This is a genomic window from Candidatus Nitrosopumilus sp. bin_68KS, from assembly GCF_054095825.1.
Genome location: NZ_JBSWSP010000031.1, coordinates 1 through 14,008, shown reverse-complemented (window position 1 = coordinate 14,008; position 14,008 = coordinate 1). Strand labels below are relative to the sequence as shown.

At 33.5% G+C, this 14,008-nt stretch carries 16 protein-coding genes; 4 read left to right on the top strand and 12 right to left on the bottom strand.

The window, feature by feature from the left end; all coding sequences use genetic code 11:
- Positions 1–833: PEFG-CTERM sorting domain-containing protein (locus ACW9W3_RS10730; protein ID WP_457766121.1), on the top strand; the 833-nt coding region annotated here is incomplete at its 5' end.
- Positions 834–846: 13 nt separating this feature from the next.
- Here the strand turns inward: ACW9W3_RS10730 and ACW9W3_RS10725 are convergent.
- On the bottom strand, positions 847–1,485 hold the full coding sequence (locus tag ACW9W3_RS10725; protein ID WP_457766120.1) for a hypothetical protein: 639 nt from the start codon (positions 1,483–1,485) through the stop codon (positions 847–849).
- Positions 1,486–1,578: 93 nt separating this feature from the next.
- Here ACW9W3_RS10725 and ACW9W3_RS10720 point away from each other — a divergent pair, with 93 nt between their 5' ends.
- Positions 1,579–4,362 (top strand): copper resistance CopC/CopD family protein, encoded by a 2,784-nt coding sequence (locus ACW9W3_RS10720; protein ID WP_457766119.1) that lies wholly within the window; start codon positions 1,579–1,581, stop codon positions 4,360–4,362.
- On the opposite strand, the gene ACW9W3_RS10715 is transcribed toward ACW9W3_RS10720, so the two are convergent.
- The 3 genes from ACW9W3_RS10715 to ACW9W3_RS10705 are packed head-to-tail and all read right to left on the bottom strand — an operon-like array spanning position 4,352 to position 6,794.
- Positions 4,352–5,140 carry a metal ABC transporter permease gene (locus ACW9W3_RS10715; protein ID WP_457766122.1) on the bottom strand — a complete coding sequence of 263 codons (789 nt, stop codon included), beginning with the start codon at positions 5,138–5,140 and terminating at the stop codon, positions 4,352–4,354. The genes ACW9W3_RS10720 and ACW9W3_RS10715 overlap by 11 nt on opposite strands.
- Positions 5,141–5,172: 32 nt before the next feature.
- Entirely contained in the window at positions 5,173–5,895 is a 723-nt protein-coding gene (locus ACW9W3_RS10710; RefSeq protein WP_457766118.1) for a metal ABC transporter ATP-binding protein, read from the bottom strand.
- Positions 5,889–6,794: a metal ABC transporter substrate-binding protein gene (locus ACW9W3_RS10705; RefSeq protein ID WP_457766117.1), complete on the bottom strand. Its 906-nt coding sequence runs from the start codon at positions 6,792–6,794 to the stop codon at positions 5,889–5,891. Before ACW9W3_RS10705 ends, ACW9W3_RS10710 begins: the two co-directional genes overlap by 7 nt.
- 90 nt (positions 6,795–6,884) lie before the next feature.
- Between ACW9W3_RS10705 and ACW9W3_RS10700 the strand changes: the two genes are divergently transcribed.
- On the top strand, positions 6,885–7,268 hold the full coding sequence (locus ACW9W3_RS10700) for a CopG family ribbon-helix-helix protein (protein WP_109877476.1): 384 nt from the start codon (positions 6,885–6,887) through the stop codon (positions 7,266–7,268).
- Here the strand turns inward: ACW9W3_RS10700 and ACW9W3_RS10695 are convergent.
- From ACW9W3_RS10695 to pyrB, 3 genes are read right to left on the bottom strand one after another with little or no spacing between them, the layout of a single operon-like run.
- A complete protein-coding gene (locus ACW9W3_RS10695; RefSeq protein ID WP_457766116.1) occupies positions 7,265–8,620 on the bottom strand; it encodes a PEFG-CTERM sorting domain-containing protein in 1,356 nt (451 codons plus the stop codon). The genes ACW9W3_RS10700 and ACW9W3_RS10695 overlap by 4 nt on opposite strands.
- A 19-nt stretch (positions 8,621–8,639) precedes the next feature.
- Entirely contained in the window at positions 8,640–9,350 is a 711-nt protein-coding gene (locus tag ACW9W3_RS10690; RefSeq protein WP_457766115.1) for an LON peptidase substrate-binding domain-containing protein, read from the bottom strand.
- Positions 9,351–9,401: 51 nt separating this feature from the next.
- The gene (gene pyrB, locus ACW9W3_RS10685; RefSeq protein WP_457766114.1) at positions 9,402–10,331 is read right to left on the bottom strand and encodes an aspartate carbamoyltransferase; all 930 of its coding nucleotides are present in this window, start codon (positions 10,329–10,331) and stop codon (positions 9,402–9,404) included.
- Positions 10,332–10,372: 41 nt separating this feature from the next.
- Here pyrB and pyrI point away from each other — a divergent pair, with 41 nt between their 5' ends.
- A complete protein-coding gene (gene pyrI, locus ACW9W3_RS10680; protein ID WP_109877480.1) occupies positions 10,373–10,834 on the top strand; it encodes an aspartate carbamoyltransferase regulatory subunit in 462 nt (153 codons plus the stop codon).
- 37 nt (positions 10,835–10,871) lie between these two features.
- Here the strand turns inward: pyrI and ACW9W3_RS10675 are convergent, their stop codons facing one another.
- The 5 genes from ACW9W3_RS10675 to ACW9W3_RS10655 all read right to left on the bottom strand — a co-directional run.
- Entirely contained in the window at positions 10,872–11,162 is a 291-nt protein-coding gene (locus tag ACW9W3_RS10675) for an ATP synthase subunit C (protein WP_014964025.1), read from the bottom strand.
- A 67-nt stretch (positions 11,163–11,229) separates the two neighbouring features.
- Complete coding sequence (locus ACW9W3_RS10670; RefSeq protein WP_457766113.1) at positions 11,230–11,361, bottom strand: hypothetical protein; 132 nt, start codon at positions 11,359–11,361, stop codon at positions 11,230–11,232.
- Positions 11,361–11,993 (bottom strand): V-type ATP synthase subunit D, encoded by a 633-nt coding sequence (locus tag ACW9W3_RS10665; protein WP_457766112.1) that lies wholly within the window; start codon positions 11,991–11,993, stop codon positions 11,361–11,363. The genes ACW9W3_RS10670 and ACW9W3_RS10665 overlap by 1 nt, the downstream gene beginning before the upstream one ends.
- Before the next feature lie 4 nt (positions 11,994–11,997).
- The gene (locus ACW9W3_RS10660) at positions 11,998–13,383 is read right to left on the bottom strand and encodes a V-type ATP synthase subunit B (RefSeq protein WP_457766111.1); all 1,386 of its coding nucleotides are present in this window, start codon (positions 13,381–13,383) and stop codon (positions 11,998–12,000) included.
- On the bottom strand, positions 13,380–14,008 hold a 629-nt coding region (locus ACW9W3_RS10655; RefSeq protein WP_457766110.1), incomplete at its 5' end, for an ATP synthase beta subunit C-terminal domain-containing protein. The genes ACW9W3_RS10655 and ACW9W3_RS10660, both read right to left, overlap by 4 nt.

The following is a 14,008-nucleotide window of genomic DNA, read 5'->3' as shown; positions in this document are numbered from 1 at the left end:
CAACAACACCAGCTGCTTTTGCAGATCACTCAGAAGTTACAATTGAGACAGCAGCAGGTTCTGGAGCTCCAGGATGTGAAGACACTGCAGAGGGATGTTACATTCCAAGTACTGCAACTGTTGATGTAGGCGGCAAAGTAATAATGTCAAATACTGATACTGCAGCACACACATTCACAGCAGGAACTCCTGAAGATGGTCCAAGTGGTGAATTTGATACCGGACTGCTAATGGCAGGAAATTCATTTGAATATTCTCCAGACGCAGTAGGTGAAATCAATTTTTTCTGTATGGTCCATCCTTGGATGCAAGGTTTGATTGTAGTACAAGAAGCAGGAGCTGAAGAAGACGATCATGGTGACGATCATGGTGACGATCATGGTGACGACGATGGTGAAATGATGCACATGGAAGGTGCAGCAACTGCAACCGGAATGTTATCTGATGGTACAATGGTTTCAATATGGACTTCCACACCAACAAAAGGTGAAATGATGGAAATCAATGTTGAATTCGATGATGCCGAACATGTTAATCATGATCTTAAAGTTACACAAAACGGCAATACAGTGCTAGATGATAAAGGAGCACATCATCACGATGGCAAAGGAGTACATACAACAAAAGCTCTTAGCACATCTGATCCAGTAAATATCACTATTACCTTCCAAGGTTATGGTGTTGAAGATCCAAAGACTGGACCAATTGGTGAACAAGTAGTATTCTCAAACGTTGTCCCAGAATTTGGTACAATTGCAATGATGATACTAGCTGTTGCAATCATAAGCATAGTTGCAGTAACTGCAAAATCTAGAGTAATTCCAAGATTTTAGGAATCCTCTTTTTCTATTTTCTTTTTATTAAAGCAATTATCGCCAAGATAATAGCTGCTGCTGCAATTGATAATCCAAATATTGCAAAGTCATATGTTGCTCCACCATCAGATGATATAGAAGTTTCACCAGACTTTAATTTCGAAACATCTTGTTGGATAGATGAAATTGTATTTTTTAGTGCCGTAACATCAGATGCTCCTTGACTACTTGTTGGAGGGAAATCTAAAACTGCAGTTGGTTCCACATCTTCAACTGGAATTTTAATATCAATTATCGTACCACGAATGTCACCTTTAAAATCCATAATGTAACTGCCAGTTTTAGTTGGAATTATTGGTGAAAAATAGTATCCTGGTTTAGTATCAGAATTAATGTCAATTTTTTTTGTTGCTCCACCATACATGGCTGTAACTTCAACATTTTTGAATACATTAGTTACTCCCTTGAAAGAGCCCTCAGTTTCTCCAGGCTCAGTTATTTTAAAGACAAGATCATTTCTAATTCCTACAACAGGAGGTTCAATCCCCCATCCTGCTTCAATTTTGTATTGATCTATTTCTACAGTGGTATGTGCAAAAGAAGTAGAAATCATTCCAATACTCAACATTAATGCAAGAAATCCAAAAATTACTAACTTCACAATTATCATTATACCATTACACATTATTATCTTTACGTGAATTGGTACAAATGACGAACAGATGAAAACTGTTTAAATTATCAATATTGCTCATAAGATTAAATGAAAAAGTTTCTTTTAGTTTTACTAATTTTATCATTTACATCCATTCCATTTGTGTCAGCTCATCCATTTACAGAAGAAACTATTCCTAGTTTAACATCAAATGCACCAACAGGAACTACACAAGTAATTGTATTTTTTTCAGAGCCAGTTGACATTGATTTTAGTGAAATCAAAGTTTTTGATAGTGATGGGAATCAAATCGACAATAAAGATACAAGTTACTATGAAAATGAATTATCACTAATTGTTACAACTCCTCCACTAGAAGATGGAATTTATACATCATCAACTAAAGTATTATCCAAAGTTGACGGACATTTAGTTCCAAGTGCATTTCTATTTGCAGTTGGAGATGTAATAATTGATGATTCTTTGTTTGATCAAGAAAGTCAAGGAGAGCTTGTATTTTTGCCAGAAGCTGGTGCAAGATTTCCAGGACTAGTAGGTCAAACTATTGTATTAGGTGCAGTTATCGCATCGTTAATTATTTGGGGAACACAAAACAAACAGATTATCAAAGAAGAATTAGAAAAGATTGAGAATTTCCACCATGGAAAATTCATGTCAATTACTGGAATTGGATTGATGCTTGTTTTCATATCAGATATTCTAATGATAGCAATTCAAACTATCAGACTAGAAACATCTCCAATTAATGTAATTGAAACTGACTTTGGAACTGTTTGGCTAGCTAGAATGATCATTACAATAATTTTACTTGGTATTTGGTTTGGAATGGATAGAAAAAAAATCCTATCAAAGAAAAATCAGATTCCAATGCTCATAGCTTCACTGGTATTAATTGCCACTACAAGTATGATTGGACATGGTGCTGCAAGCGGCCAAATGGCTGCTCTTGCATTAGATTATGTACATAATTTAGTTGCAGCAGTATGGATAGGAGGGATTTTCTACTTTGTTTTTACATTACTTCCAACATTTTCCCAGCTAAAAGAAAAAAATCGAGAGAGTATGAGTCTAGTATTAATTCCTAGATTTTCAATTGCTTTCATTATTTCAGTAGGAATTGTCATTATAACAGGACCTACTTTGATGTGGTTCTTAGAGAGCGATGTTGGATTAATTTCTGAATCTCTGTATGGGCAACTAATTATTCTAAAAATTGCTATTGCTGGAATTATGATTGGGTTGGGAGGATTTTTCCAGTTTAAAGTTCAGAAAAATGCAGAAAAGAATTTTCAGTCAGGTAAAATCACAGTTCATAAAAAACTAAAAAGATCACTCAAAGTTGATGCCACATTAGGAATTATTCTTCTTGGAGTAGTTGCACTATTAACAAATGGAACACTACCTGCTGGTGAAATTCAAAAAGTTGACGCTCAAGAAATAATTTATGGATTTCAAACTATAGAATTTACAGATAATGTAAAATTTGATGTTGACATTTCACCATTTGCTAGTGGAGTAAATACAATTCTGGTTAAAGTTAGTGACTTTGATGGGAACCAGATACATGATTTGAATCAAATTAAAGTAAAAATTTCAAATCCCTCAAAGAGTATTTCACCAATTGAAATTCCCATGGAACTAACTAAACAGGATAAAGATTATCCAATGGAATTCCAAGGTGAGTTAACATTTGGATTTTCCGGAGAATGGTTAGTTGAGATTGAAGCTCAGAGATCAGAGAATGCAAACGAATCGAAGCTTTTGAATTTACTTGTAAAACCAAGACTAGGAGATATTCAAATACAAATTACAGAATATGAATTGCCAGAAGATGCAAAACCGCTCTATCCATTGTATGATGGAAGTAATTCTATTTGGATTAGTGATGCATCAGCTCCAAGATTGTGGCAATTTTCACTTGAAACTCTAGAATTTACATCATATTCTTTTGATGGATTAACTACGACATTTCTAACACAAGACAGCAAAGGAAACATTTGGTTTACTGATACTCCTAGAAATCAAATTGGATTTCTAGATCCCCATACAAAAGAAATTACTACAAAATCTATTCCTAAATTAGATCCAGTGATTTCACAAAATACCCCACTTTTCATTCAGGCAGACTTTGATGGTAATATTTGGATTACAATTATCAACAAAGATAGAATTGTAAAATATTCACCAGAATTTGACAAATTTGAAGAGGTTGTCTTATCAGAAAAAGAATCACTACCATTTGCTCTAGCAATTGATGATGAGGGGAAAATATGGTATACAACAACAGGTACAGGAAAAATTGGATACATTGATTCTAAAGATAACAAAATAAGAGAATTCTCAGCTGATCCTCCATTACAGGGTCCTGAGGCATTATTGTTTGATCATAAGGGGAATATCTGGATTGCAGAACATACAGGCTTGGGGATTGCCAGATTTAATCCAGTCTTAGAATCATTTGACAGGATTTCTGTTCCAAACAAAGAATCATTACCATTTGGAATTACATTTGACAAATATGGAAATGTGTGGTTTGCACAGCATACAGTAGATAGTTTGGGAGTCTATGATCCAGATAACAATAACTTAATCGAAGTTCCAATTCCAACTGAAACATCATTTGTACAATTTATGACATCAGATGGAGACAAGAATGTGTGGTTTGTTGAACAGCAATCAAACAAAATTGGAACAATAAAAATTACAGAAATTCCAATTATACAATCACAAATTCAAAAAACAGATAATTTTGAATTAAAATATACTGAAATTGCATCACCACTTGTTGCATTAGGAATTATTGCAACATCACTATTTTATGTGAAAAGCATACAAGATAAAAGAAGATTAAATGATTTAATTAATTCTTAGATAATAATCCAGATGATTTTATCCCCATAGTTCCTGCAAGTAAACAGATTGCCAATAAAACAATAGTTCCTGCAGGAGTTATATCAAAAATGTATGAAAGTAAAATTCCTACAACTACAGAGAAAATAGAAAAACTCATAGAGATAATTGCGGTTTGTTTGAATCCCTTGCCATACATTATTGCTGTAACATTAGGAATTACAAACAAAGCTGAAATTAACAATACACCTACAAGTTGTATTGATGTAACAACTGTAATTCCTGCCATAAACACAATCAAATAATTTATTTTTTCAACAGGGATTCCACTTACTTTTGCCTGTTCTTCATTAAATGTTGAATATAGAATTTGACGGTAAAGTAATAAAATTACAATTAAAATTCCACCTGTTAATGACAAGATTAGTACGGTATCATCTACACTAACAAGAAGAATACTCCCAAAGAGAAAACTAAAGATATCAATTGTAAAACCTCCTGATAATCCAATAATTACAAGCCCAACTGCAATTCCAGAGGATAAAAGTACAGCAATTGATGCATCGCCAGAAATATTGTACCTGTCTTTGATTTTAGTAATAATTAGTGCACTAGCAATAGAAACACCATATGCAGTCCATAAAGGATAAACTCCAGCTAGTAAACCTAGTGCAATTCCACCAAATGATGAATGAGCCATGGCATCACCAAATAATGAATAACGTCTCAAAACAAGAAATAATCCAACAACAGAACAAAGAATTGCAATTGCAATTCCTGAAATTAGTGCTCTATGCATAAAACTAAAAGTAAGAATTTCCAGAGACATGATCAGTGATGATGCATATGTTCCTGCATTGAGGCCTCTGAATATTGTTTTACTAGTTCATCATTTGAAAAGAATTTTTCAGACTCTCCGTGGAAAAAGAGTGTTCTGTTAAGACAGGCAACATGGTTTGCCAATTGATTTACTGCATCCAAATCATGCGATGACCAAATGATAGTTATTTTTTGTTTAGAGTTTAGTTCACGTAAAATACTGTAAAACAAATCAATGCTTTGTTGATCAATTCCAGTAACAGGCTCATCAAGAATCAGAATTTTTGGATTTGTAATCAGGGCTTTGGCAATAAAGACACGTTGCTGTTGACCTCCAGACAGCTCACCAATTCTTCTGCCTCGCAGTTCATGTATCCATAATTGCTGTAAAATCTCATCAATTTTATTTTCATCAGATTCATTTCTAAGTCCCATTCTCACAACATCAGTTACAGTTACTGGAAAATTTTTTTCAAAGATTGGTTTTTGTGGTACATATCCTAGTTCTTTTAGATAGTTTTTTGATTTTCTAATATCTTCGCCAAAAAATTTGATAGTTCCTTTGTACTTTGTGTTTAATCCTAACATAGAATCAAAAAGAGTGGATTTACCAGCACCGTTAGGACCAATTATGCCTAGAAAATCTCCTTGATTTACCTCAAAACTAACGTCATCTAGAGCCTTGACATCAGGGTATTGAACAGTTAGATTTTCAATCTCAACTATTTTCAACATAATGCCTCCTTTAGATTTTCAAAATTTTGAGTCATTTTAGAAATGTAAGTGCCATCAGATACTACTTCTAATGGAGACAAGACAAGAACTTTACCGCCAATCTCGTTTGCAATAATTTCAGATGTTCTTGTACTGTCACTTTCTTCAGCAAAAATTACATCGATGTTTAATTTTTTAGCAGTGGAAATAATATTTTCTAATGTTTTTGCAGTAGCTTCACCATGTGAATTATTTGATAAAATTATTGTATGTTGATTTAGATTATACTCTTTTGCAAAATATGAAAATGCATCATGAAATGATATAAAATCATTTTTACAGTTTGATAATTCATTTCGAATTTTTAAATCAAGTAAATCTAATTCTTGAATGTACGCAGCAGCATTTGACTGATAATATTCTTCATTTACAGGATCAGAATTTGAAAATGCATTTGCAATATTTTCCACCTGAATTTTTGCATAGACAGGGTTTAACCAGATATGTGGGTCACCAGATTCCTTTAAAATTTCATTATCAGAGTTCTTTTCAAAAATTCCAAAACTCGTATCAATTATCTCACCAGAGTAACCAGTCTCCTCTAAATTATCAACCCAGTTTTCAAAACCAATTCCATTGATAACTATAAGATCTGCTTGTTGCATTCTTTGTACATCTTTTACAGTGGGTTCCCAATCATGAGGTTCCACGCCAACAGGAACTAGTAATATCACATCAACTTTTTCTTGGCCAACATTTTTTGAGAATTCATGGAGTGGGTTAAATGATGAAATTACTTGTAGTTTTGAATTATTGGAATTTGTGAATTGCTGATTTGTATTTGTTCCATAAACAGCAATAGAGCTTAGTGGAATTATTATCGCAATTGCAATTATTGCCATCTTTATCTGAATATTCACGCAGCAATTCTATGTAGATTATTAATAAATCTATAAAATCTTAATAAGATTAATTGCTAAACTTATAAGATAATTAATAACATTAGGCATATGCCAATAGTCTCAATATCATTAAATGATGAAATTCTATCAGAATTAGACAAGCTGCAAACAACTATGGGGTTTTCAGGTAGGTCTGAGGCGATCAGAGCCGGTATTAGATCATTTGTTTCTGAGGAAAAACAAAAGGCCGATTTGTCGGGAAATATTCATGCAATTCTTTTGGTTGTCCATAATGATGAATTTGATCATGTGGTTTCAGGAATTACACATAATTTTGAGGATTTAATCACAACACATCTTCATAGTAAAATTGAGAAAGAAAAATGCATGGAGCTCTTTTTGATTAATGGTGATGCAGAAAAGGTATCAACCATTACAAAAGATTTTCAAACAAACAAAAACATGGACACTGTAAAACTAGTTGCACTTTAGATTAGTGGATTTCTTTTAGTTACAAAAATTACACTAGTAATTGAAATCACTAAAACCAATAATGCAATAGTACCAAACTCGGGTACAACAACTAGAGCAAATTCTGTTTCTTGTCCGGTATTTCTAATGTTTTCAAATTTAATTATTGTTGGACCTGTTTGATCTTCAGCAAACGTATATTTCTCAAATTCTCCACCAACTTGTGCTGTACCAGATACACGATGAATTTCTTTTCCATTTTGTATTAATACAAATGTGTAATCAGAATTTCTTAAAGGATCATTTGTTCTTCCATCTCTAATTGTAAAAATAAAATTAGTAGCAATTCCAGGTTCAACTTCTAATGGATCCCATGAGAGATTTACTTTAAAGTCCTCACTTTTTGTATAGGCCTCTAACGGAAATGCCTTATCTGTACTAGTATCTATTCTAAAAATCATTTTTTCTGGTAGTGGTTCATCATTTTTTTTCATTTCATTTTTCAAAAATCGTAAATGATCTTCTAGCATTACAAGATGAACTATTCTTTCATCATCTTCAGTATAATCATCAACAGATACTGAAGATTTGAATAATTCAATGTCATTAACATATGCAGAATAGCTAGGAGACAAAAATTCTACAAAGTCTTTTGGGAAATGGGTTTCAACATGTACTACTGATACATGGGATAATTGTTTTTCACTCCAATCAAAAGGCATTTCAAATGTAACCTGTTTAGCCTCAAAATCATACTTGAAATTAGAAATTGAATCAAAATAGGACTTTGATCTAAACTCTACATCATTATTTTCTGAATCCTTTTGTACAAAAGAGACAGTCTCAATAAGGCTCAAATCAGCATTATAGACACCAGCATTCTCAATAATATTAGTAGGTTCATCAATAGTTCTAATCTCAATTTCAAAATTATACATACCAGATGAAGTAAACAGTGGACCTGTAATTTCAATTGGGTTTGATTCTGTTCCATGCCATGCTCCAAGTAACGAGTCTTGATCTCCATGAATGGTGAGTTTTTCATCTTGTGTTGGATTTACTTTAATTTTTAATACCCCATTATCAGCAAAAAAATAATTTCTAAATATCATTTCATTTTCATGGAATAATCCAATCAGAAATGTAACATTTTTTGCATTCTCTTTTGTTTGATCTTCAGTTGCAGTAATTGTAATCTGTTCTTGAGCATTTTCAAAATACATTGGCATCTCTACTGAAATTGACAATTTTTTGCCTTGAACATTAATCGAAGATATTGTGTCAATTCCAAATCCATGTCCATAGACATTGCTTGCAGGAAATATCAAACATATCACAAGAACAAAGACAGTGAATTTTTTTAGAGACAACATAGTTTTAGATATTCTAGGGTTATTTTACTGTCAGTAATTCTTCTACTCTAAGAATCAATTCATCCATATTTGCAGCCTCCAAAATTGGTTGAAGTTCATTTGGATCTTTGGCACCAAGTGCAGATAATGAATAAATGAAATCAACTGTAGGCGTATCAGTGGTTAGATAGTATTGCTCCAACACATGATCTAAAGCATGAGGTTCAACGACTTGAGGTAATGCTTGTCTAATAATTTTCTTTTTCCACAACTCAACTAATTTCTCCCATTTATCTAGTGAAATGTTTTCATCAATTTCTGGAATCATTTCAACTTCGGCTTGAATGTACATTTTTTCTTCTGTTCCGATTTTTTCATGAATGTTAGAAATTTCTTGATGTCCTTCTACTGAAAGTGGATCATAGTTTTCAGGTTGTGATATAGACGGAGGAATAATTTTTTTAATTTTAAATGAATTTCTTCCTATAGTTTCGATGTGGAGTTGCAATCCATCCATCTCAACATCTTCACATTTTGTAATTTTAGCAATTGTTCCAACTAATTTAGGGGAATTCCATCCATTTACAGTGTTTTTTTCATCAAGTAAACAAACACCAAACTGACCATCGCCTATCATGCAATCATCAACTAATTGCTTGTATCGTGGCTCAAAAATTCGAAGTGGAAGTTCTTGTCTAGGGAACAAAACCAAGTCTAATGGAAAAATAGGAATTACTTTAGTTTGTGCCAACAGTTCTATTGAAATCTCTTTAGATATATGGAATACGGATTTTAAAATAAATTAAAATCCATTTTCGTTGAGTGTCAAGCCCAAAATGGCAGCACGGGTATATTTTCCATATTCAGCTTGCTCAAAGTATTTTGCATTTTTTGTTTTATCAACATCTGGTGAGATTTCATCAATTCTTGGAAGTGGATGCATAACAATTGCATCATCTTTCATCTGTTTTATCAAATCTAATCCTACCACATAGCTTCCTTTGACCTTGAGATATTCTTCTTCGTCAGGAAATCTCTCCTTTTGAATTCTTGTAACATAGAGAACATCAAGTTCGTCTATTGTTTCTGCAATATCAGTTGATTCTGTAAAATCTAATCTCTTTTTAATTTCATAAACTGAATCAGATCTTATTTTTAATGACTCAGGAGAAATTAGGCGGACATCAACATCATAATTTCCAAGTCCGTAAAGTAACGAGTAAACTGTTCGCCCATATTTTAGATCACCTACAATTCCAATCTTGAGACCATCAATCTTTTTCTTTTCTTTTTTGATTGTGAATAAATCTTGAATTGCTTGAGTTGGATGCTCTTCAGTACCACTACCTGCATTAATTACAGGTTTGTCAGAAACTTCAGCTGCGAATCTACTAGAGCCATCCAAGGTATGTCTCAATACCAGAACATCAGAATAAATTGACATTATTCTTACAGTATCAGCAAGACTCTCACCTTTTTGTGTTGACGATGAAGACACACTTGAGATTCCCAATGAATTTCCTCCAATAGATGCCATTGCAGCATCAAAACTGAGTCGTGTTCTAGTACTTGGTTCATAAAACAAATATCCCAAAGTTTTACCTTTGCAGATCTCCCTTCTCTCAGCAGGATCTAATTGCATTATTTTGTTAGTTGCAGAAAATATTGATTCTAATGATTCCTTGTCAAAGTCCTTAATTGAGATGATATCTTTTTGGTAGAACTGGTTCATTCTTTCAATAATATATACAGGTGACTATACAAAGTATTCTGATGGAACAGTCCGAACTTATGGTTCGACGAATCAAAGAAGGCACTGTAATTGACCATATTGATGGAGGTAAGGGCCTTCAGGTTCTTAGTGCATTAAGAATTGATGGCAGAGACGGTGAATTAATTACCATAGCACTAAATGTCCCAAGTGGCAAATTTAAGAAAAAAGACATCATAAAAATTGAAAACAAGTTCCTAAAAGATGATGATACAAACAAGCTTGCAGTAATTGCGCCAAAAGCTACTATCAACATGATAAAGGATTTCAAGCTTGTAGAGAAAAGAAGAGTATCACTCCCAAATGAGATTGATAGAATATTTCGTTGCTCAAATCCTGATTGCATTACAAACAGTACAGAACACATTGAATCCATAATGGATGTAATCGACAAAGAAGGAAGAGTGCTCAAATGTAGATACTGTGCCAGAGTTCTAGATGTAAATAAGCTAAAATATAATTAAATAAAAAATTTAAAAATTTGAAAAAGATGTTGTTGGACTATTGTCCTAAGATGATAAACATCATAACTATACCGTAGATAGCAATTGATTCGACCATACCTACGAAGATGAACACCTTAGATTGTAAAGCTGGGTTCTCACTAATGACTGCAAGACCTGCTGCACCTACTTGGCCAAGACCTATTCCTGCTCCACCTGCTGCAATACCAAATGCTAAACCAGCACCGAGGAGTTTCATAGAGTCGCCACTAGATGCACCATCTTCTGCTGCAAATGCAACCCCAGTTGAACCTAGAATTGAAATTGCTGATGCTGCCAAAAGTAACATGACGATAGTTTTCATTGATGTTGTGGCTCCTCTAGGTCCATATTTAAATCATGATGAGATATTTGTCTTAAATTCGATCTAGTGCTTTCTTTTTGAAAGAGTTTAGATCATCTTTGATAGATGTTTCAAATTTATTATAATCTGCATCTAATTCTTTTTTTGAATTTTCAAGTACTTTTTTAATTTCTTCTTTTCCCATTATTTTCCACTTTCCATCTTTTCTTTCACTTTTTTTAACTTTGCGAATTCTTCTCTTTCTCTTTCCTCAAGAGTAGAAAGAATAAAGCGAATATTCTCTTTGTATTGAGGAATAATGACATTTTCAAGAGCATTTAACAATTTTTGAGTCTTTTCTAATGCTTTTGCAAGACTAAAAATGGAATTTTCATATTCAGCAGCTTTACAAATTTTTGGCATTAATTCTTTGATTTGTTTTGATGCTCTATCAATTGAAGAATTGGTATCAGCAAATCCATAAGGCATTGATTTTGTATCTTTTTCAGTAACTGTAAGTGCGGGAATCTTTACATCAACTACTCTTCTAACATGAAGTTCTACTTCCATTACAGGTGGAGTTGATTCTGCAACAGAGTCAACAGTGTTGGTACCTAGTGCAAGATATGCCTCATTAACTGATTTGTAAATATCTTGTAAGGGTTCCCAAATTCCACCTCTAGCTTTTGATGCCTCTTGAATCATCTCTTCAATATTTTTTAAGAGAACTTTACGTTTATCATCTAAAATTTGCTGAACCATTACAGCAATTTGAGTTGATTTTTTATATTTAAAAAGCTCAATTTTTGTTGCTGCAACGTTTTGTCCAAATGACATTTAGTTACTCTTCCTTGTAATACTGATCTACGAATTTATCTTTAATTTTAGTAATCTCGTTCTTTGGTAGTTTTGATACAATCTTCCACATAAGAGCAAGTGTTTCTTCAATTGTTCTGTTTTCATCAGTTGCTTGTGTAAGGAATTCTTTTTCAAAAGTATCACCAACATCCATGTATTTGAGATCAATTTCAGTTAGTCCTGCTTTGCCTACAATACCTGCAAGTGCTCTTACTTCTTGTGCTCTTGAATATGCATCATAAACTTGGTTAGCAACTTCACTATGATCTTCTCTGGTACTTCCTTCACCAATTCCGTCTTTCATCAATCTACTAAGACTCATCAAAATATTGATTGGTGGATAAACTCCTTGTCTGAACAAATCTCTACCAACTACTATTTGACCTTCAGTAATGTAACCAGTAAGATCAGGTATTGGATGAGTGATATCATCAGATGGCATTGATAAAATTGGAACTTGTGTAACACTTCCTTTTTTACCATTAAGTTTTCCTGCTCTTTCATAAATTGTTGAAAGGTCAGTGTAAAGATAACCAGGATATCCTTTTCTTCCAGGAACTTCTTCTCTTGCTGCACTAATCTCTCTTAGTGCCTCAGCATAGTTTGTCATATCTGTAATTACAACTAACACGTGCATTCCTAATTCAAATGCCAAGTATTCAGCGACTGTTAATGCTACACGGGGTGTGATGATTCTCTCAATTGCAGGATCATCTGCTGTATTTAGAAATAGAACACTTCTCTTTAATGCACCAGATTCTTCAAGACTACGTCTGAAATATTCTGCCTCACTGTATTGCACACCAATTGCTGCAAAGACTACTGCAAAGTCATCACTTGTACCAACAACACTTGCTTGTCTTGCGATTTGTGCTGCCAAAAGATTGTGAGACATACCAGAACCTGAAAAGATTGGAAGTTTTTGTCCTCTAACTAGAGTCATCAATCCATCAATTACAGATACACCAGTTTGAATGAAATCTTTAGGATATTCACGTTGTTCTGGATTCATTGGTTCACCATTAATGTCAATAAATTTATCAGCAATTGGATCTGGTAGTCCGTCTTTTGGTCTTCCTAGTCCATCAAATACCCTTCCCAGTACCTCTTTGGATACTGGCATCTCCATAACTTTACCTACAAATTTTGCATTAGTTCCAGAAATTGATAATCCAGTTGTTCCCTCAAATACTTGGACAATTGCTTTACCGTTTCCTACTTCGAGAACTTTACCCAATCTTCTTTCGCCATCAGTAGTTTCAATTTCAACTAGTTCATCAAATGCTGCATTTTCAACATCATCTACAACAACTAGTGGTCCTTTGATTTCTGCAATCTTACTATATTGAACTCCGCCTTCGGTTGTCAATTTGAAACTTTAACTCCTGTAATTGATTTGAATTGTTCTTGCATGTCTTTATCTAGTTGATCAAGTTTTGGCATCTCATCATCTTTGACATCCATTCTTGCTTTGAGTATACTTGAAACTACTGCTAATTCACGTATGTCAGATAGTGCTGCGCCCTCTTTGAGTGCTTGTTGACCTTTGTTGTAAAAGTCAACTAATAATTTCATTAATTTGAATTGTTTTTCAGGACTACAATAAGTATCAACATCATCAAATGAGTTTTGTTGTAACAATGCAATCTTTACCATTCTTGCAACTTCAAGAATTAATTTTTCTTCGTCAGGTAATGCTTCAGGACCTAAGAGTCTGACAATTTCTTTTAGTGTGTCTTCTCTTTGTAGAATGCCATAAGTTTCACTTCTAATGCTAAACCAATCTTCACTAATGTTTTTACTCCACCATTTTGCAATATCTGCAAGGTAACCAGAATAGCTGTTCATCCAGTTAATTGATGGATAGTGTCTAGAGTATGCAAGTTTTGCATCCAAAGCCCAGAAAGTTTTGATAAATCTCATTGTGTGAGTTGTAACTGGTTCGGTAAAGTCACCACCAGATGGTGATACAGCGCCAATCAAAGTTACTGAAC

Bases quoted from the DNA above. Each gene is read 5' to 3' on its own strand.
- ACW9W3_RS10725 (WP_457766120.1), bottom strand. From the start codon at position 1,485: ATGATAATTGTGAAGTTAGTAATTTTTGGATTTCTTGCATTAATGTTG.
- ACW9W3_RS10720 (WP_457766119.1), top strand. From the start codon at position 1,579: ATGAAAAAGTTTCTTTTAGTTTTACTAATTTTATCATTTACATCCATT.
- ACW9W3_RS10715 (WP_457766122.1), bottom strand. From the start codon at position 5,140: ATGCATAGAGCACTAATTTCAGGAATTGCAATTGCAATTCTTTGTTCT.
- ACW9W3_RS10710 (WP_457766118.1), bottom strand. From the start codon at position 5,895: ATGTTGAAAATAGTTGAGATTGAAAATCTAACTGTTCAATACCCTGAT.
- ACW9W3_RS10700 (WP_109877476.1), top strand. From the start codon at position 6,885: ATGCCAATAGTCTCAATATCATTAAATGATGAAATTCTATCAGAATTA.
- ACW9W3_RS10695 (WP_457766116.1), bottom strand. From the start codon at position 8,620: ATGTTGTCTCTAAAAAAATTCACTGTCTTTGTTCTTGTGATATGTTTG.
- pyrB (WP_457766114.1), bottom strand. From the start codon at position 10,331: ATGAACCAGTTCTACCAAAAAGATATCATCTCAATTAAGGACTTTGAC.
- pyrI (WP_109877480.1), top strand. From the start codon at position 10,373: ATGGAACAGTCCGAACTTATGGTTCGACGAATCAAAGAAGGCACTGTA.
- ACW9W3_RS10675 (WP_014964025.1), bottom strand. From the start codon at position 11,162: ATGTTACTTTTGGCAGCATCAGCAATTTCAATTCTAGGTTCAACTGGG.
- ACW9W3_RS10670 (WP_457766113.1), bottom strand. From the start codon at position 11,361: ATGGGAAAAGAAGAAATTAAAAAAGTACTTGAAAATTCAAAAAAAGAA.
- ACW9W3_RS10665 (WP_457766112.1), bottom strand. From the start codon at position 11,993: ATGTCATTTGGACAAAACGTTGCAGCAACAAAAATTGAGCTTTTTAAA.